Origin of the sequence: Rhodococcus sp. BP-261, assembly GCF_019835205.1 — a bacterium.
Taxonomy (GTDB): Bacteria; Actinomycetota; Actinomycetes; order Mycobacteriales; family Mycobacteriaceae; genus Rhodococcoides; species Rhodococcoides kyotonensis_B.
The window spans coordinates 1-18,527 of record NZ_JABUCO010000043.1; the positions used below are offsets into that span (position 1 = coordinate 1).

Genomic DNA, 18,527 nt, shown 5'->3' on the forward strand with positions numbered 1-18,527 from the left:
AGCGGACGTCGTTGACGGGGGAGCGGTTGGAGCCGTTGTCGGCGGATACCTCGCGGGCTGGTGAGGACGGGGTGATCGGGGAGGAGCATCAGCAGATCGTGCGGAAGTTCTTTCGCCGGTTGGGTGGAAAGGTCGATGTCGAGACGCGCGAGCGTGCGGAGGCGCAGTTGGCGCAGTTGGCGCGGGAGTTGGGTCCGGATCATTTCAAGGCGGCGGCGGGCCGGTTGTATGACGTGCTCGATCCGGATGGGGAGGACGAGAGTCCGGAGCGGGTGGCCGATCGGTGTTATGTGCGGTTGGAGGAGCAGGGTCCGGATGGGTTGTCGAAGGTGCGGATGGTTGTCGATGCGGAGTTTCGGGCGTATTTGGAGGCGGTGTTGGCCAAGTGGGCCAAGCCGGGGCAGTGCAACAGTGCCGATCTTTCGCCGGTGGTCGATGATCCCGACGTCCCCGGTGACCCTGACTCGACCGGTGACCTTGACGCGCCCGGTGACTCCGGTGCGGCCGATGACCCCGACGCCGACACCGAGACCGGCACGGGCGACGCGGAGGTCTTGGATGGCCCTAACGCCGAGCATGATTCGACCGGCTCGGGTGGTGACGACGGTTCGACTGGCTCGGACGGCGACGGTACCGATTCGGCCGGCACGGATGAAGGGTTGTTCGAGCCGGGGGTCGACGATTCCGATACCCCTGCTGCAGGCAATGCCTCTACCGACACGGCCGCGGCAGATAGGACTGCTGCAGACGGGGCCGCTACCGACAAGACTGCCCCAGACAAGGCGGCTGAAGAGCGGGCGGGTCGGGATCGGCGGGGTAGGGGTCGGCGTCAGCATGATGCGGTGAAGATGGTGTTTCGGCAGATGTTGGCGTCGGGGCAGATGGGTCGGCATCGGGGGTTGCCGGTGACGGCGGTGGTGTCGATGTCGTGGAAGGATCTCGAGGCTGGCACTGGTCATGCGGTGACGGCGACGGGGTCGTTGGTGAAGATGCGGGATGCCATTCGAATGGCCTCGCACGCGCATCACTATCTGGTGTTGTTCGATGAGCAGGAGCGGCCGTTGCAGTTGCGGCGGACCAAGCGGATTGCGTCGGAGGATCAGCGGATCGTGCTGATCGCAGCCGATCGGGGTTGTAGCTTTCCGGGCTGCACTCGTCCGGCGACGTGGTCGCAGGTCCATCACGTCAAGGAGTGGGCGGCCGGCGGTAATACCGATATCGAGGATTTGACGTTTGGCTGCGATCAGCATCATCGGTTGGTGGGGCCGGGGAACAACGATTGGGCGACAACGAAAGCCGGCGCAAACCATCCCTATCCGGGGCGTACGTTGTGGCATGCGCCGGCGTCGATCGATCCGAGCCGGAGGGGGCGGGTCAATCATTTTCATCACCCGAACGAATACATCTATCCCTGCCCTGAGGTTCCGCTACCGGACATGCCCGCGCCGGATAGCCCTGCGTCGGGTGTGCCTGTGTCCGAGGCGGACACGCGCGCGACCTGCCAGCCCGAGACCGTCCAGCCCGAGACCCTTCAGTCCGCTACCTGCCAGCCCGAGACCGTCCAGCCTGAGACCCTCCAGTCCGATCCCGTCCAGCCCGAGCTTTTCGATGACATTCGCGACGATCAGGCCACCCGGTCCGATGCGGGAACACCCGTTGGGCAGCCGGCGACCGGGGTGTCGGGCGGTAGAGGATCTGCGGGCGGGCCGAATTCGGTTGGTGAGGAGGCCGATCCACCGGCCGCCTGATTCGGCGGCGGCTGGGGTGGTGGGCTGCAGGACGGCCCGCCCCAGCTGAGCCGGTCGACAACTACATCCGCGCCCAGCGGCACACACGAAGCCCGACGTGTGCCGCCTACAGTGCTGCCCGGAAACCCTGCCCCGAACTGCCGCACGTAAACCGTTGCAGCGCAACCGAACCATCGCGTAATTCCGTTGAGCCGGGCATCCTCATGACAGATGTCATGCTCCACCCGTGATGCTGTAACCAGAACTCGTGCGTGTGTGCACTGTCGAGAATGCGGCGTACCGACGACTCTGTACAGCGTGAACGAGCAACCTACGCCCGCGAAGCGCCTGAGTCCGTTCAGGCCGTGGCAGGTGCTGAACCGGTATCTGTACACGCTGGAGCGGCCGTCATCGGCTGGCGTGCCCATCCTGTACACCGTCGAGGTGGACTCGCTGTCCGAGGACGACACGGTCCAGCTGTACGAGAACGGATACCTCGCCACCACGAACGACCTGCCCGCCTCCATCGAGATCGACGGCGGCACCATCGAGGTGGCGGTCTCGCTGTACGGCGTCACGCGAGTCGATTTCGTGTCCGACGACGGTACCGGCCGCAGACTCGCACCTGTCCCCGGCACGCTGGAGTACCGTCGCCGACGCTTCGATCGTCGCCACCCGAGGCTCAGTCGCGCGATCGGCTGGGCAGCGATCGCCATTCTGGTCGTCAACCTCGTACTGGCCGCGTCGTTCGCGCTCGAGATCGCAACGAAGGTACCGATGGTCGCAGAACAGTTCGGCACATTCGTGTCGCCGATCCAATTACCCGCCTGGGCCAACACGACGCTGGTCGTCGCAGGCATTCTCGCAGCGACCGAACGTGTCCTGACGTTGCGTCACAACAAGATTCTGGATCTCGAAACGATCTGGGCCGCGTCCTGAGATCGACCCCATGCGCCTCGCGACCGACATGCGGCCATACCGAAACCCCAGAACCGAGAAGAGAAATGGAAGGAAGAATGATGAACGCACCCGAACTGATTTCCCTCGACGACTTCTTCGGACCCCCGGCACGGACCGGAGCGTCGATCTCGCCGGACGGCAACAGAATTGCCTTCCTGGCCCCATGGAAGAACCGCCTCAACGTGTGGGTTCAGGATGTCGACGGCAACGACGACGCAAGATGTGTGACGGCCGACGACGTTCGGAGCGTGCTCGACTACCACTGGACGGACAACCCGCGGTGGCTTCTGTACCTTCAGGATTCGGGTGGTGACGAAAACCATCACGTCTTTCGCGTCGACCTCGACGATCCCGACGCCGATGCCGTCGACCTGACGCCGTTTCCTGGATCGCGGGTCTACGCGCTGGAACGCTCGCGCGAGAAGGAGGGCGTCGTCACGCTGCTCATGAATGCCCGCGACCTGGCGGCGTTCGATCTGTACGAACTCGAGATCGCCACAGGTGAATTGACGATGATCGGCGAGAGCCCCGGGCCCGGCCAGTCCTGGACCCCCGGCGTCGGGGGCGATCTCCTGCTCTTCGAGATGACTGCGCAGGGCGGCATGAACGTTGCGCGTCGAAAGAAGGGCTCGGACGTCGTCAAGCACGTGACGACGTTCGAGGGAGCCGACTATCCGATGGGCGTCGGCGTCATCCACCCCACGGCCGACGGCACGGGATTGTGGGTCGCGTCGACGACCGACAGCGATCTCACTCGGTTGAACCGCGTCGACCTGGACACGGGAGAGGAGACTGTCGTCGACAGTCATCCGACGCTGGAACTGGATGCTGCTCGCCGAGCCGTCGAACAGGTGGAGTCACCGCTGATCTTCGACAAGGCGGGTGAGTTGATCGGAGCCCGCTACCTCGGCGAACGGCAGGTGATTCACACGTTCGACTCGGAGTTCGCCGAGGTCGTGAAGAATCTGAATGCGTTGTCCGACGGAGACATCGGCGCTTTGTCCTCGGACGACAGTGGCCGAAAGTGGGTGGTGGCGTTCACGCACGACCGGGATCCCGGAGTGACCTACTACTACGACCACACGACGGGCGAGAGCCGAAAGTTGTTCCGTCCCTACCCGCATCTGAATCCCGACGACATGGCGCCGATGACCCCGGTGACGATTACCGCCCGTGACGGACTGGAACTGCCGTCGTACCTGACACTTCCGGTCGGCGTCGAACCTGTGGGTTTGCCGATGATTCTTCTGGTCCACGGTGGTCCGTGGTACCGCGACGCCTGGAGGTACGTGCCGATCGTGCAATTCCTGGCCAATCGCGGATATGCGGTGCTGCAGGTCAACTTTCGCGGATCGACCGGGTACGGGAAGGCGCACACGAAGGCTGCGATCGGTGAATTCGCGGGCAAGATGCACGACGACCTGATCGACGGGGTCGAATGGGCCGTTGCTCAGGGATACGCGGACAGGGATCGCGTCGCGATCATGGGCGGATCCTATGGCGGGTACGCGGCCCTCGTCGGTGCCGCATTCACGCCCGACGTCTTCGCTGCGTCCGTCGACTACGTGGGAATTTCGGACCTGGCCAACTTCATGCGGACTCAGCCGGCCTTCGCGCGTCCCGGCCTGGTCAACAACTGGTACCTGTACGTCGGCGACCCGGCAATTCCCGAGCAGGAAGCGGACATGCTGGCCCGCTCACCGATCACTCGTCTCGACGACATCACCACGCCGCTGCTGATCGCCCAAGGCGCCAACGATGCCCGCGTCGTGAAGGCCGAGTCCGACAACGTCGTCGAACGGCTGCGGGCTCGGGGAGTCGACATCGACTACATCGTGTACGACGACGAGGGGCACGGCTTCGTCAACCCGGAGAACAGCATCGGCTTCTACCGTGAGGTGGAGAGGTTCCTGGCCGAGCATCTGGGTGGACATCGAGTCTGATCGGAGCGAATGACGCCTTCGGTCACTCAGAGTGACCGAAGGCGCCCCTCGGTGTCGAAGGCGGAGCCGTCAGCTCAGCCGCACGCCATCCCCGGCGCCGTCGAAGACGTGTGCGTGCGCCTCGTCGAACCGGATGTGCACGACCTCGCCCTTCTGCGGCGGGTCACGCCAGTCGGCGCGGGCGACGATGGTCTGCGGCGATCCGTTGATGTCCGCCCGCCCGAAGACGAAGGCCTCCGAACCGAGTTCCTCGACGACGTCGATCTCGAGCTTCAGTCCGGACTCGGAGATCTCGACGTGCTCCGGGCGAATACCGAAGACGACGTCGGCGCCCGTGGATCCGGCCAGCGCGGCGCGGGACACGGGAACGACCTGGTTGCCGATGCGGACTCCGCCGTCGGCGACAGGGACTCGGAACAGGTTCATCGACGGTGATCCCATGAAGCCGGCGACGAAGACGTTGGCCGGAGTCCGGTACAGCTCACGCGGTGACGCGCACTGCTGCAGGACCCCGCCCTTCAGCACTGCGACGCGGTCGCCCATCGTCATGGCTTCGACCTGATCGTGCGTGACGTAGACGGTCGTGGTGGCGAGTCTGCGTTGCAATTGTGCGATCTGCGTACGCGTCTGGACGCGCAGTTTGGCGTCGAGGTTCGACAACGGCTCGTCCATCAGGAATACCTGCGGCTGGCGAACGATGGCCCGTCCCATGGCAACTCGCTGACGCTGACCGCCGGACAGTGCCTTGGGCTTGCGGTCGAGGTACTGCTCGAGGTCGAGCAGCTTGGCGGCTTCGAGGACCCGCGTACGGATTTCCTCCTTGCTCGCCTTGGCGAGCTTGAGGGCGAAGCCCATGTTCTCGGCGACGCTCATGTGCGGGTACAGCGCGTAGTTCTGGAACACCATCGCGATGTCGCGTTCCTTGGGCTCGGCGTGCGTGACGTCGTTGCCGCCGATGAGGATTCGGCCGCTGTCGACCTCCTCGAGGCCCGCGAGCATGCGCAGAGACGTCGATTTGCCGCAACCCGATGGGCCGACGAGGACGAGGAATTCGCCGTCGGCGATCTCGAGGTCCAACGCGTCCACGGCGGGCGCGTCGGAACCTGGAAACAGCCTGGTGGCACGGTCGAAAGTAATCGAAGCCATGAGAAAGTAGATCCCTTCACCGGCAGGAACGTGCCGGACGATCCGAGTGACGGGTGTCGGTGAAGGAACCTACCGTAGAGCAGGGCTACCCGGAGATGTTCACCATCCAGTTGATGCCGAACTTGTCGGTGAGCATCCCGAAGGTGTCGCCCCACGGCGCCTTGTTCAGTCCCATCGTGTTCTGGGCGCCGACGGCGAGCTTGTCCCAGTAGCCGGTCAGTTCGGCTTCGTCCTCACCGCTGAGCGAGACCGAGACGTTGTTGCCGACGTCGAGAGGCATGCTAGCCGGGGTGTCCGCGCCCATCAGCGTCAGCCCGTTCGGTGTCTCGAGCTGGCTGTGCATGATCTGGTCCTTGTCGGCAGGGTCGTCGCTGGCGCCGAACTCGGCGAACGTGTTCATCGTCAGTTCGCCGCCGAAGACACCCTGGTAGAACTCCATTGCGGTGCGCGCGTCGCCTCGGAAGCCGAGGTACGGGTTGAGTCGAGTAGTCATCGTCATCTCCACAGTCGAGTCGGTTCGAAATATTCGCAGTTCTACGACATCTATCGAGACACGCAGCGAGACCGAAAATCATCGCCGACGGCGGACATCGCCGATCATCGACATGCTGGCCCCGCACGTCGATCGTAGGAAAGCGCGGCCCGTGTGACCGCCCGAAACGAAAAAAGTTCTGGAACCATGTCGACAACGGTCCTTCGGCTCCGTCCCAGGGGTGGATGCAGCCACAGGGGCTGCCCGATACCGAAGGAGACAGTCATGGCGAAGTACCTGTTCCTGAAGCATTACCGCGGCGCCCCCGAGGCAGTGAACGACGTCCCGATGGACCAGTGGGCACCCGACGAGGTGGATGCGCACATGCAGTACATGGAAGATTTCGCGGACAAGCTTCGCGGAACCGGTGAGTTCGTCGCCAGCCATGCGCTGTCCTCCGAGGGCGCCTGGGTCCGCTACGACGGCGAGGGTAAGCCGCCTGTGACCGACGGGCCGTTCGCCGAGACGAAGGACCTGATCGCCGGGTTCATGATCATCGACGTCGACACCTACGACCGCGCCCTCGAACTCGCAGGCGAACTGTCTGCCGCGCCCGGCGCACACGGCAAGCCGATCCACGAGTGGCTCGAAGTTCGTCCGTTGATGGGTGTGCCCCCGACCGTCACCGAGTGACATGAACGAACAGCTGCTCCGGGAGCTCACTCCCGCAGTGATCGGTGTGCTCGTCCGTCGCGGACTCGATTTCGCGACGGCCGAGGACGCCGTTCAGGAGGCGCTGCTGCAGGCTTTCAAATCCTGGCCCGACAGAACGCCTGCAGATCCGAAGGGCTGGCTCGTCACCGTCGCGTGGCGCAAGTTTCTCGACGCTCACCGATCCGAGATGTCTCGACGCGAGCGCGAGCTACGCGTCGACGCCGAGCCGCCGCCGGGCCCGGCCGAGAGTCGCGACGACACACTGCATCTGTTCTTCCTGTGTGCGCACCCGTCGCTGAGCTCGGCGTCCGCGGTCGCGCTGACGTTGCGGGCCGTCGGTGGTCTGACGACCGAACAGATCGCGGCGGCCTACCTCGTCCCGAAGACGACGATGGCACAACGCATCAGCCGCGCGAAGAAGACCGTCTCGGACGTCCGATTCGACGAACCGGGCGATCCTGCGACCGTCCGCCGGGTGCTGTACCTGATCTTCAACGAGGGCTACAGCGGCGACGTCGACCTCGCGTCGGAAGCCATCCGCTTGACGAGGCAGTTGCACACCATGTCCGACGACGAGGAAACCGCCGGACTGCTGGCGTTGATGTTGCTGCATCATGCTCGGCGGCCGGCCCGGACGCGCAGCGACGGCACGTTGGTGCCCTTGGCCGAGCAAGACCGCAGCCTGTGGGACACGACGATGATCGCCGACGGCGTCGACATCCTGCAGAAGGCGTTGCGACGCGATCGACTCGGCGAGTTCCAGGCACAGGCCGCGATCGCCGCGCTGCATGCCGACGCGCCTCGCGCCGACGAGACCGACTGGGTCCAGATCGTGGAGTGGTACGACGAGCTGCAGGCGATCACCGACAGCCCCGTCGTCGGACTCAATCGCGCAGTCGCGGTCGGCGAGGCCGACGGTCCTGCGGCGGGTCTTGCAGCGCTCGCGCGGATCGATCCAGGTGTGCCGCGTTATGCCGCGGCGTCGGCGTACCTGCACGAGAAGGCGGGCGATCTCGAGACCGCTGCGACGCTGTTCGCCGAGGCGGCGGAGGCTGCGACCACCCTCGCCGAGCGGCGTCACCTGGCGACCCAGGCGGCGCGACTCGGTGGATCGCGGCGAAATCTACCCTCCTGATGTGTGCCTCGAAGCGTCGAAACCGCACAACAGGGGAGTAGATCTCGCGCGGACGGGTAGCCGTGACCCCATGAGCAAAGACGAGTTCCACAATGGCGACAAGGTCGAATGGAAAAGCCACGGCAGCACGGCCGAGGGTGAGGTCAAGGAGAAGATCACCTCGGAGAAGGAAGCCGCAGGCCGGACCGTCAAGGCGTCGAAGGACGAACCTCAATACCGCGTCGAGAGCGACAAGTCCGGCAAGGACGCCGTGCACAAGCCGTCGGCGCTGAAGAAGAAGTCCTGACCATGGCCGACGACCACGAGGACACCTGGAAGGACTTCAAGGACGCGGTCAACATGACCGCGGGCGAGCTCGAGAAGTTTCTGAAGACGGACGAGTCGAAAGACGTCGGGCAGAAGAAGGACGGTGGCGAATCCACCGGTCACGAAAGTGGCCGTCGCATCGTCGACATCCTGCATACGAAGAAAGCCGATCTGACGGACGACGACTACAAGCACATGCGGAAAGTCGTCGGGTACATCAATCGGCATTCCGCGCAGAGGCCCAAGGGCGATGTCAGCGACACACCGTGGCGGTACTCGCTGATGAACTGGGGCCACGACCCCCAGAAGAAGTAGCGCCTACTGCCGAGCCCACTCCGCCAGCGACTGCTCCGACGTCACGTGATCGAGTCCGATTGCGACGGCGCCATGCAAAGGCCCGTCGTCGCCGTGGAGGCCGTCGAGAACGGGCGGCGCTGCATTCTTACGAAAAGCCATGAGGCCCTGCCGGTATGCCGCGTCGAAGCTGTCCGACGCGGCTCCCCGCAGTGTCGGGGCGAGCCCGCCGAGCGTGACGACGTCGGGGTCGTGCAGATTGACCAGGCCCGCGATGCCACGCCCGATGGAGGTCGCGACGGCGTCGAATGCGCCGCGAATCCTGTTGTCGGACAGGTTGTTCCCCCCGGCGATGCCGCGTGCGTACGCGATCGGATCTACGGGCGCCTTTTCCCCGATGTGCCGCGCGAGGGCGCGGCCGTCGATCGTCAGGTCCCAGCAGCCCTGCGCGCCACAGGGACACACCTGGGAGGGGTCACCGAACGGGATGTGGCCGTACTCGCCTGCCGCGCCGTGCGCGCCCATCGCTGGAACGCCGTCGACGACCAACGCGCCTCCCAGTCCGACGCCGATCATCAGATGCAACGCGGTCCCGGCGCCGTGTGCCGCACCGGTTCTCGCCTCGGCCAAGCCCGCCAGCGTGGCGTCGTTCCCGATCAGCAACGGTATGTCGAGGTGGCGGGGGAGGGCGGCGGTCAGTGGGCTGAGATCCACGTCGGACCACCCGCGCGGCGTGAATTGAACGAGCCTGTCGTCGCTGACGGTGCCCGCAACCGACACCGACACCGCCCGAACCCGGCCCGGTTCACGGTCGTACGCGTCGCGAATTGCGGACGCGACCTCCGCGACGAGCTGTGCCGGATCGGGCGAGTCGAGGGGCGTCGGGGTGACGAATTTCGGCTGCCCGCCGATGTCGGCCAGCGCCAGACTCCAGTCTTTCGGACGTAGGTCGGCGGCGATGACGAGCGGCCCACGCGCGTGTGGCTGCAGCACCGTCGTCGGACGGCCACGCCCTCTGCTCGGAGCCGGAACCTCGTCGAGCAGTTCATGGGCACGAAGGCGGGCAACGAGATCGGTGGCCCCGCCGCTGCTGATGCCGAGCCTCTGCGCGGCGGTCGCTCGGGTGATGCCCGGTTCGGCGCGCACGAGTCCGACGAGTTGGGCGGCTCCGTGCCAGCGTGCGGCGGTGCTGTCCTGTGGTCGACTCATCGCCGTCATCATCGCACTTGATTAAACTCGGCGGCTGAGTATATTCAGAACGCATGACGACGACTCACGCCGCGGGCGGTGGTGCCCGAACAGTCCGGGCCACGCTCCCCGGCTTGATCTCGCTTGCCGTCGCGTCCTGCCTTGCGGTGACGACGGAGATGCTCCCGGTCGGGTTGTTGCCCGCCATCGGCTCCGGGTTCTCCGTCGACGAGTCGACGGCGGGTCTGCTCGTGAGCCTCTACGCCGGAATGGTCGCTCTGTTGGCCGTGCCGATGACCATCCTGACGCGGTCGTTGCCGCGAAAGCCGTTGCTGCTGGCCACGATTGCGGGGTACGTCGTCAGCAATGCCGTGGTGGCGGCGGCGCCGACCTTCGCAGTCGTCGTCGGTGGACGCGCGATCGGCGGCGCCGCACACGCCCTGTTCTTCTCGCTGTGCATCGGCTATGCACCTCGGCTGGTCGACCGCGGCCAGGTCGGCAAGGCGTTGGCGATCGCGACGGGCGGCGCGTCGGTCGGATTCGTGCTCGGCGTCCCGGTGTCGACGTCACTGGGCACGGCCATGGGGTGGCGAGCGGCGTTCGTGGTTCTTGCGGTGGCGTCGGCGATCACGCTCGTGTTGGTTGCCCGCTTCCTTCCGCCGGTCACGTCGGAGACTCCCGAGCGGCCCGACGGTGTCGGTGCGGGTCGGCGCCAATTGACGGCCGTCGTGTCGTCGAACGCCGTCACCTACGTCGGACAGTACATTCTGTACACCTATATCAGCCTGCTGTTCCTCGCTGCGGGAGTGAGCAATTCGGCCATCGGACCCCTGTTGCTCGTCTGCGGAGCGTGCGGCCTGGCCGGACTGTGGTTCGCCGGCCAGATGCTGGATCGCAATCCGCGTCGGACCACCGTCGTGATCCTGTCCATCGTGTCGATCGGCGTGCTCGCCGTGGGGTGGGCCCATCCGTCGGCGATCGCCGTCGTGATCGCGGCAGCGATGTGGAACGGTGCGTTCGGCGGTGTGCCGTCGATCTACCAGTCGTCCGCGGTGCGCACACACGCGACGTCACCGGAACTGGCCGGTGCGTGGGTGAACGCGTCGTCGAACATCGGGATCGCGGCCGGCGCGGCGATCGGGGCGGCGTTGCTTCCCGCTCTGGGGGTGTCGAACCTGGCATGGGTCGCTGCCGGGGTTCTCGCGTGCGGCTTGATCATCGCCGTCGTCTCCCGGCGCGCGTTTCCTGACCGGGTCTAGTCGGTCAGATACCGCGTGACGTCGGGTCGACCCACCGGACGACGTCCTCGTGCGTCAACGGATGTTGACCGAGGCGTCGGCTCAGACCAGCCAGTCGTCCGGCGCGAAGAGTTCGGTGTGCACGCGCTCCCCGGGGATCCCGCGCAGTGTCAGCTGGTCTCGAGCCGACCGGGTGAACCCGACGTTGCCGCACAGGTAGAACTCGGCGTCGTCGGGGAACGCGGTCTCACTCAGATCCATCAGGCCGCGCTGCTCGTACCAGACATCGAGCGACGCCGACGGCAGTTCCGAGATCAGCTGTGCGTGCCGCTCACGCAAAGGGTGTGTCTGCTCCGAACGATCGGCGTGCAGCGACAATACCTTACAGGTCTTCGCTTCGGCGGCAAGGAATTCGAGAATGCCGATCATCGGTGTGATGCCGATGCCCGCCGACACGAGCACCACAGGACGCGATCCGAGTGTTCCCGAGGCCAGGTCGCCGAACGGCAACGTGACGTCGATCGTGTCGCCGACGCGCAGGTGGTCGCGAATCCAGGTGGACACCTCGCCCGCGGGCGTGCCCTCGTTGTCGACAGGCTTGACCGTGAACGTCCACACACCGGTGGCGGGTGCACCGACGAGGCTGTACTGACGCAGCTGCCGTGCGCCGTCGGGAAGCGTCACGCCGACCGAAACATACTGTGCCGCAGTGAAATCAGGCAGCGAAACCGCCGGGTCTTCGACGGAGATCGACACGGCACCGGACGGGTCGTCGACGCGTTCGGTGACGGTGACGCGTCGGAACACGTCCCCGGCCTCGACGCCGGCGATCTCGTACAGGCGTCGTTCCAGGTCGATCAGCGTATCCGCCATCATCCAGTAGACCCGGTCCCATGCGGCCGCCACGTCGGCCGAAACGACGTCGGCGCCGAGGATTTCGACGATCGCTGCAAAGAGGTTCTCGTGTACGACGCTGTACTGGTCGGCCGTGATTCCGAGCGACGCGTGCTTGTGCCCGATGCGCGAGAGCAACTCGACGGGGTGCGGCAGATCGGGGTCGACGAGGTGTGTCGCGAAAGTCGCGACTGCGCCTGCGAGAGCGCGCTGTTGGGCGCCGCGAGCCTGATTCCCGCGGTTGAACAGGTTCTGCTTCAGCGATGGGTGGGCCTCGAACAAGCGGCGGTAGAACTCCGTCGTGATCGCGTCGATGTTGGCGCCGACGAGCGGAAGCGTCGCGCGGATGACGGCCGCGTGATGCTCGTCGAGTTCGTCCGGCGCCGAGGGCGTCACCGGGGTGTGGGCATGGGTCGTCTCGGTCATGGCTACGGGGCCTTTCGGGCTCAGCGTCCGGCGGTGCCGGGCAGGAGGGGAAGTGAAGAAATCAGAGGGAGGACGGCGTTGTCGGTCAGATCGCCGATCGTGTGACCGTCGAGTTCGCGGTAGAACGCTTCCTTCGCGTCCGCGAGTGCACGACGCAGTCTGCACGCAGGAAGCAGTGGGCACGGGCGCGTGCCGACGCAGTCGACGACGTCCGCGTCACCCTCGAGTCGGCGGACGACCTGTCCCACCGTCGCGGTTCGTCCCTGGGCAGTGAGGGACAGTCCGCCGCCGCGTCCGCGTTGCGACTCGACGAGACCCAGTTCGGCCAACTGGGTGACGGCTTTGGCGACGTGATGCTCGGACGCGTGAACATTCGTGGCGATGGATCGTGTGGTGACCCGGCGCCCGTCGTCGGACGCGGCTGCGAGCAGCATCAACGCTCGCAGTCCGAGGTCCGTGAAGCGCGTCAGCTGCATACGACAGACGGTAGTAATTGCGCATCGCGGATGCGACTTTTTCGGGTGTGTACTGCAACACCGCGAACAGTGCGGTTTTTGTACCTGCACGAATGGTGAAAACTCGCTGAATTCCCGGGTCGAGTCAACAGGCGTTGACCGGGATGCGGACCCGGTTCAGCGTCGAAGTCGACAACCGTTGACCCAAGCCCAGGAGGCCGTCATGGACACCGTGGATGTCGTGGTCGTCGGAGCCGGACCCGCCGGATGCACCATGGCAGGCGAGCTGGCGTCGGCAGGAAAGTCCGTCGTCGTGCTGGAGAAACATGACGCGGTGTCACCACTCAGCCGAGCGTTCGGCGTGCACGCACGCACGCTCGAAATGCTCGACACTCGCGCGCGGCGCCGCGACGACGGACCGGCGATGCTCGTCCGTCCCGACGGCTACGTGGCGTGGGCCGGTGACAGTGCGTCGGGTGACTGGCAACCGGTGCTCAGGCGCTGGACCGGTCAGTCGTCGTTTTCCTCGGCGATCTCGGGTGCGAGTTCGCGCGTGGCCATGCCGCCGTCTTTGCCTTGGTCCGTCGGACCCGGTCGGCCGCCCTTGGGTTCGTCCTCGGTGTGATCGGGGTTCTCGTTCGCGGTCATGTCTGGCGAGATAACCCCTCGCGGGAACTTCCAATCATCGGTAGGCGGAGCGCCCTCGCGCGACGTCGATCTTGTAGTAGCGGATCTTGCGGTACAGCGTCGCCCGGCTCATCCCGAGTTCTGCCGCTGCCTGCTGCATCGTGAGCTTTCCGGACAGCACGCGCACGATCTCGCCGTGCTCGAATGCCTCGATCGACGACATCCGTCGAGCAGGCCCGGCGAGCACCTCGGTGGGAAGAACGGGAGTGTCGACGATGTCCGAGCGATTGATCGCGCGGGCGATCACGCGTGACAGCTCGGCGGCATCGTGTGGCCAGTCGTAGTTGCGCAGAGCGCGTTCCGCGGCGGGCGAGAACGCCACCTCGCGACCGCGGAACGTCGCGGCGAAGTGACGCGCGAGCGGCATGACGTCCTCGGGGCGATTGCGCAACGGCGGCACCGCTGCGACCGACGTGACCACGTCGGCCAACGCGGTGGGAACATCCTGGTACGTCTCGGCCGTCAGTGCGACGGGCATCGCCGCACCCTGGGCGGTGAACAACAGATTTCTGAGTTGACCCGCGGCGTAGGCGGGCAGCGTGTCGACGTCACGCAACACGACGACGGTGTCGGACCGTCCCGCCTCGAACGACCACAGATCGAGCCACGCCTGCAGGTCTGCGAGGTCGGGAGCCGCAGCCGAGAGAATGCGGTGACGCGGGAACACGCGTCGCGCAGCCTGGGCCAGCAGCGTCGCGCGACCGGAACTCGGCGGACCGACTGCCGCGACGACGGAGCCCGCCGACATCGCGGTACACGCGGTGGTCGACGCCTCGGACCAGGCTCGGCCGAGTTCGAGACCGTCGGCCGACGACGGGTGCTCGATGCGAAAGAGGTTGCGACGCGACGGCGGCCGCGCGCGACGTTCGGAGCCGCGCGCCAGCATCGAGCCGGCGATCGTGCTCGCCGCCGAGCGCGCCAACGTCAGCAGTAGGTTGCTCGACGTCCGCGACCACGTCGTGAGGTTGACCGCCCCTTCGAGCTTGCCGGTGGCCGGGTCGACGACGGGAGCCGCCGCACACGTGAATCCGGTGAGGCTGTGGGAGTAGTGCTGGTCGGCACGCACCATCGTCGGAGCGATGTCGGCGAGCGCGAGACCGAGGCCGTTGGTGCCCACCTCCCGCTCGGAGTATCCGAACCCGGGTGCGAGATGAACTGCGTCGAGCGCACGGAGAAGGCTGTGGTCGCCGCTGACCCGGCTCAGTACGACGCCGTCGGAGTCGGTCAGCATCATGCCGACCGGCTCTGACTCCATCGTGCGTTGCAGATCGGCGAGCACCTCGTTGCCGCATTCGTGGAACAGCGACTCCGCTGGTTCGGTGCCGGCGAACGTCGGCTCGACGGCGTCGGCGGAGACGCCGTAGCGCTCGCTTCTGAGCCAGGACGCGCGCAGCCGCTGCGGGACGAGGGCGTCGTCCCGATTCGCGAGCGGGCCGGATGCGGCCGGTCGGTCTGGTCGAAGGTCTGACAAGCGGCTTCCTCGCGCGTCGATGGCATATGTGTGATTCAGGTTACAACCAGAAGCCGAGATGTCCGCGTCTCACATTGAGACATCCGAGCCCTGCCCGACGTCTCCGCGTCGCCCTAGCGTCGACGCCACCAAGTGTGGTGCCGGTCACTGGCCGGAAAAGCGGGAAGGATGCGAGATGTATCAAAAGGGAGACGACAAGTTCTTCATCGTCGATGCGCACGTCGCGCTGTGGGATGCGCGCGTCGAGAATCAACGCAACATCCACGGCAAGCAGTTCATCGACTGCTTCTACGACTACCACCGGAACCTGTCGCCGGAGTCGGAGCTGTGGACGTACGACGAGTACCTGTACCAGGGCGGCGAACGCCTGATCAAGGATTTGTTCATCGACGGCTATGTCGACCATGCGATCTTCCAGCCGGCGCACCTCGGTGAGTTCTACGTGAACGGTTTCGGCCAGACCGAGGAAGCGTGGGCGTTGACGCAAGCCCACAAGGGACTGCTCACGTACAACCACCACTTCGACCCGCGGAACGGTGAGCGCGGACTCGACCAGCTTCGTGCGGACGCCGAACGGTTCGGACTGAAGGGCGTCAAGCTCTACACCGCCGAGTGGCACGGAGACTCTCGCGGCTACAAGCTGGACGACGACTGGACTCGCCGCTACCTCGAGGTGTGCCGAGAACTCGGCATCACGAACATCCACGTTCACAAGGGACCGACCATCCGGCCGCTGGACCGCGACGCCTTCGACGTCGCCGACGTCGATCACATCGCCACCGACTTCACCGACCTGAACTTCGTCGTCGAACACTGCGGACTACCGCGGCTCGAAGATTTCTGTTGGATCGCGACGCAGGAGCCGAACGTGCACGCGGGTCTCGCGGTGGCGATACCGTTCATGCACACCCGTCCGAAGTACTTCGGGCAGATCATGGGTGAACTGCTGTACTGGCTGGGAGAGGATCGCATCCAGTTCTCGTCGGACTATGCGCTGTGGACGCCGCGGTGGTTGATCGAGTCGTTCGTCGACTTCCAGATCCCGGAGGAGCTCAGCGAATACCCACCGATCACGCTCGATCAGAAGAAGAAGGTTCTGGGGCTGAACGCGGCCAAGATGTACGACATCGAGGTACCCGAGGATCTCCGACTCGCCGACGCCGACGAGCCTGCCGTCGGCCCGCGTGGCGCGGACCGGATGGACGACGATCGTCTCGTGGGAGCATGAGATGTCGGATTCACGTGAAACAGAGGCATTTCGAGCGTTGAGCGTGGTCGTCGATCCCGAATTGGACGAGCCGATAACCGATCTCGACTTCGTGCATTCGCTGATCGTCTCGTCGGACCACGACGTGCTGGTTCAGTTGCGGTTGCCGACGTCGTTCTGCGCGCCGAACTTCGCGTACCTGATGGCGTCGGACGCCAAGGATGTGCTGACAGCCTTGCCCTGGACGCGAAGTGTGACAGTCGAATTGATCGACCATCACGACTCGAAGATCATCAACGCGGGGTTGGCCGCCGATGCCGGCTATCGGGGTACGTTCTTGCACGAGGCGGAGGACGATCTGGAGGAACTCCGAACGATTTTCCACCGCAAGGCCCATGTGGCCGCCATGGAGCGGTGCTTGACGGCGCTGCTCAAAGCGGAACCGTCGCGGCAGATGAACGAGATGGGACGCGTCGTGCTCGGCGATCTGCCGAATGACTCCGTGACCCGTGCTCTGTTGTCGCGTCGCAGGGTCATCGGACTGCCGTCATCTCCGGACAGCCTCGTCATGGTCGACCACGACGGAAACGACTATGCCGAGATCGACGTTCCGCTCGCATTGCGCCGAGCCCGCTCGACACGAATCTCGATCGACGGCAACGCGCACTTCTGCCGCGGGCTCCTGCGCACCCGCTACGACGACCCCGACCGCACCACGGTCGACGCCCTCTAGGAGAGAAACGATGAGCACGATGCGAGCCGTACAGGTCGTGGGATACCACGACAAATTGCAGATGGCCGAACTGCCGATACCCACGCCCACAGGGCCTTTCGACGTCGTCGTCAAGATCGGCGGTGCAGGCGTGTGCCGCACCGACCTGCACATCCTCGAAGGGCAGTGGGCCGAGAAATCGGGCGTCCAGCTGCCGTACACGATCGGTCACGAGAACGCGGGATGGGTACACGCCGTCGGGTCCGCCGTGACGAACGTGCAGGAGGGCGACAAGGTCATCGTCCACCCGCTGATCACGTGCGGGCTCTGTCGTGCGTGCCGGTCCGGCGACGACGTGCACTGCGAGATCAACCAGTTCCCCGGAATCGACACGAACGGCGGCTACGCCGAGTACTTGAAGACGTCGGCACGGAGCGTCGTCAAGATCGACGACTCACTCGAACCCGCCGACGTCGCCGCCCTCGCCGACGCGGGACTGACGGCCTACCATGCGGCCGCGAAGGCGTCGAAGCTGTTGACGCCGCGAGACCGCGTCGTCGTCATCGGCGCAGGTGGATTGGGCCACATCGGAATTCAGGTGTTGAAGTCGCTGACCGCAGCGGAGATCGTCGTCGTCGATCGCAATGCCGCCGCCGTCGAACTTGCGACGTCGATCGGTGCGGACCACGGAATCGTCGCCGACGGAACGCATATCGATCAGGTACTCGAGCTGACCGGTGGTACGGGCGGTGAGGCGGTGATCGACTTCGTCGGCGAAGGAGGTGCGACGAAGGAAGGCGTCGCGATGCTGCGTCAGGCGGGCAACTACTACGTCGTCGGATACGGCGAGAACATCGATGTGCCGACGATCGACATCGTGTCCTCCGAGATCAACATCGTCGGTAATCTGGTGGGGTCCTACAACGATCTGTGCGACCTGATGGCGCTGGCGGCCAGAGGATCGGTGGTGCTGCACACGGTGAAGTATGCGCTCGACGACTTCCAAAGTGCCATAGACGATCTCGACGCAGGCGCCATCCGCGGCCGCGCAATCCTGACCCCGTGAGGAATACGCCATGATCTTCATCGTCGTCAAGTTCGAGACGAAGCCCGAATGGACCGAGAAGTGGCCCGACCACGTCGCCGAGTTCACCGCTGCCACCCGTGCCGAAGAGGGCAACATGTGGTTCGAGTGGTCCCGCAGCCTCGAAAACCCGGCGGTCTACGTGCTCGTCGAGGCGTTCCGCGACGGCGACGCCGGCGGCGCGCACGTGAACAGCGACCACTTCAAGAAAGCCATGGAGGAGCTTCCGCAGGCCCTCGTATCCACCCCGAAGATCATCAGCCAGTCCCTCGACGCGACCGGCTGGAACGAGATGGGGGAGATGACCGTGGGCGAGTGAGGCGCCTCCGGCGCTCGTGCGTGCGAATGTAGGCGGTCTCAAGCAGTCATCGCAACGTGCCTGATCATTGAGGGATGGTTGCGATGGGACGTCCGGTGTACACCCATGAGGTGCGGATGCTGTTCTGGGTTCTGTTGGGTTGGGGCTCG

At 65.3% G+C, this 18,527-nt stretch carries 18 protein-coding genes and 1 pseudogene; 13 read left to right on the forward strand and 6 right to left on the reverse strand.

Features of this window, described 5'->3' with window-relative positions; all coding sequences use genetic code 11:
• From HQ354_RS25025 to HQ354_RS25035, 3 genes are all read left to right on the forward strand, one after another.
• Positions 1 to 1,748 (forward strand): HNH endonuclease signature motif containing protein (locus HQ354_RS25025; RefSeq protein WP_261779042.1); only part of this gene is annotated, 1,748 nt, incomplete at its 5' end.
• A gap of 297 nt (positions 1,749 to 2,045) precedes the next feature.
• A complete protein-coding gene (locus HQ354_RS25030; RefSeq protein ID WP_084423706.1) occupies positions 2,046 to 2,666 on the forward strand; it encodes a hypothetical protein in 621 nt (206 codons plus the stop codon).
• Between the two features lie 80 nt (positions 2,667 to 2,746).
• Positions 2,747 to 4,630, forward strand: a complete 1,884-nt coding sequence (locus HQ354_RS25035) for a S9 family peptidase (RefSeq protein ID WP_222635883.1) — start codon at positions 2,747 to 2,749, stop codon at positions 4,628 to 4,630.
• A 69-nt stretch (positions 4,631 to 4,699) separates the two neighbouring features.
• On the opposite strand, the gene HQ354_RS25040 is transcribed toward HQ354_RS25035, so the two are convergent.
• Positions 4,700 to 5,776, reverse strand: a complete 1,077-nt coding sequence (locus HQ354_RS25040; RefSeq protein ID WP_068425226.1) for an ABC transporter ATP-binding protein — start codon at positions 5,774 to 5,776, stop codon at positions 4,700 to 4,702.
• 85 nt (positions 5,777 to 5,861) lie between these two features.
• Complete coding sequence (locus HQ354_RS25045; protein ID WP_068426161.1) at positions 5,862 to 6,269, reverse strand: VOC family protein; 408 nt, start codon at positions 6,267 to 6,269, stop codon at positions 5,862 to 5,864.
• A gap of 264 nt (positions 6,270 to 6,533) precedes the next feature.
• Here HQ354_RS25045 and HQ354_RS25050 point away from each other — a divergent pair, with 264 nt between their 5' ends.
• The 4 genes from HQ354_RS25050 to HQ354_RS25065 all read left to right on the forward strand — a co-directional run bounded on the left by HQ354_RS25050 (position 6,534) and on the right by HQ354_RS25065 (position 8,718).
• Positions 6,534 to 6,941 (forward strand): YciI family protein, encoded by a 408-nt coding sequence (locus HQ354_RS25050; RefSeq protein ID WP_068425223.1) that lies wholly within the window; start codon positions 6,534 to 6,536, stop codon positions 6,939 to 6,941.
• A gap of 1 nt (position 6,942) precedes the next feature.
• On the forward strand, positions 6,943 to 8,097 hold the full coding sequence (locus HQ354_RS25055; protein WP_068425221.1) for an RNA polymerase sigma factor: 1,155 nt from the start codon (positions 6,943 to 6,945) through the stop codon (positions 8,095 to 8,097).
• Between the two features lie 70 nt (positions 8,098 to 8,167).
• Complete coding sequence (locus tag HQ354_RS25060) at positions 8,168 to 8,383, forward strand: DUF2945 domain-containing protein (protein WP_068425219.1); 216 nt, start codon at positions 8,168 to 8,170, stop codon at positions 8,381 to 8,383.
• Positions 8,384 to 8,385: 2 nt separating this feature from the next.
• The gene (locus HQ354_RS25065) at positions 8,386 to 8,718 is read left to right on the forward strand and encodes a DUF3140 domain-containing protein (protein WP_068425210.1); all 333 of its coding nucleotides are present in this window, start codon (positions 8,386 to 8,388) and stop codon (positions 8,716 to 8,718) included.
• Positions 8,719 to 8,721: 3 nt separating this feature from the next.
• On the opposite strand, the gene HQ354_RS25070 is transcribed toward HQ354_RS25065, so the two are convergent.
• A complete protein-coding gene (locus HQ354_RS25070) occupies positions 8,722 to 9,906 on the reverse strand; it encodes an ROK family transcriptional regulator (RefSeq protein WP_261769100.1) in 1,185 nt (394 codons plus the stop codon).
• A gap of 53 nt (positions 9,907 to 9,959) precedes the next feature.
• Here HQ354_RS25070 and HQ354_RS25075 point away from each other — a divergent pair, with 53 nt between their 5' ends.
• Positions 9,960 to 11,144 (forward strand): MFS transporter, encoded by a 1,185-nt coding sequence (locus HQ354_RS25075; RefSeq protein ID WP_068425208.1) that lies wholly within the window; start codon positions 9,960 to 9,962, stop codon positions 11,142 to 11,144.
• Between the two features lie 81 nt (positions 11,145 to 11,225).
• Here the strand turns inward: HQ354_RS25075 and HQ354_RS25080 are convergent, their stop codons facing one another.
• The gene (locus HQ354_RS25080; RefSeq protein WP_222635885.1) at positions 11,226 to 12,443 is read right to left on the reverse strand and encodes a globin domain-containing protein; all 1,218 of its coding nucleotides are present in this window, start codon (positions 12,441 to 12,443) and stop codon (positions 11,226 to 11,228) included.
• A gap of 20 nt (positions 12,444 to 12,463) precedes the next feature.
• Positions 12,464 to 12,919 (reverse strand): Rrf2 family transcriptional regulator, encoded by a 456-nt coding sequence (locus HQ354_RS25085; RefSeq protein WP_068425202.1) that lies wholly within the window; start codon positions 12,917 to 12,919, stop codon positions 12,464 to 12,466.
• Between the two features lie 202 nt (positions 12,920 to 13,121).
• On the opposite strand from HQ354_RS25085, the pseudogene HQ354_RS25830 reads away from it, so the two are divergent.
• Positions 13,122 to 13,352 (forward strand): annotated as a pseudogene (locus HQ354_RS25830) (FAD-dependent oxidoreductase); the annotation flags it as partial.
• A 228-nt stretch (positions 13,353 to 13,580) separates the two neighbouring features.
• Here HQ354_RS25830 and HQ354_RS25095 read toward each other — a convergent pair.
• Complete coding sequence (locus HQ354_RS25095) at positions 13,581 to 15,056, reverse strand: GAF domain-containing protein (protein WP_222635886.1); 1,476 nt, start codon at positions 15,054 to 15,056, stop codon at positions 13,581 to 13,583.
• Positions 15,057 to 15,231: 175 nt separating this feature from the next.
• On the opposite strand from HQ354_RS25095, the gene HQ354_RS25100 reads away from it, so the two are divergent.
• From HQ354_RS25100 to HQ354_RS25115, 4 genes are read left to right on the forward strand one after another with little or no spacing between them, the layout of a single operon-like run.
• Positions 15,232 to 16,284: an amidohydrolase family protein gene (locus HQ354_RS25100; RefSeq protein WP_068425196.1), complete on the forward strand. Its 1,053-nt coding sequence runs from the start codon at positions 15,232 to 15,234 to the stop codon at positions 16,282 to 16,284.
• Position 16,285: 1 nt separating this feature from the next.
• Positions 16,286 to 16,996 carry an iron-sulfur cluster assembly protein gene (locus HQ354_RS25105; protein WP_068426155.1) on the forward strand — a complete coding sequence of 237 codons (711 nt, stop codon included), beginning with the start codon at positions 16,286 to 16,288 and terminating at the stop codon, positions 16,994 to 16,996.
• Positions 16,997 to 17,015: 19 nt separating this feature from the next.
• On the forward strand, positions 17,016 to 18,041 hold the full coding sequence (locus tag HQ354_RS25110) for an NAD(P)-dependent alcohol dehydrogenase (RefSeq protein WP_068426152.1): 1,026 nt from the start codon (positions 17,016 to 17,018) through the stop codon (positions 18,039 to 18,041).
• A 10-nt stretch (positions 18,042 to 18,051) separates the two neighbouring features.
• Entirely contained in the window at positions 18,052 to 18,378 is a 327-nt protein-coding gene (locus HQ354_RS25115; RefSeq protein ID WP_068425194.1) for a putative quinol monooxygenase, read from the forward strand.
• Positions 18,379 to 18,527 lie beyond the last annotated feature (149 nt).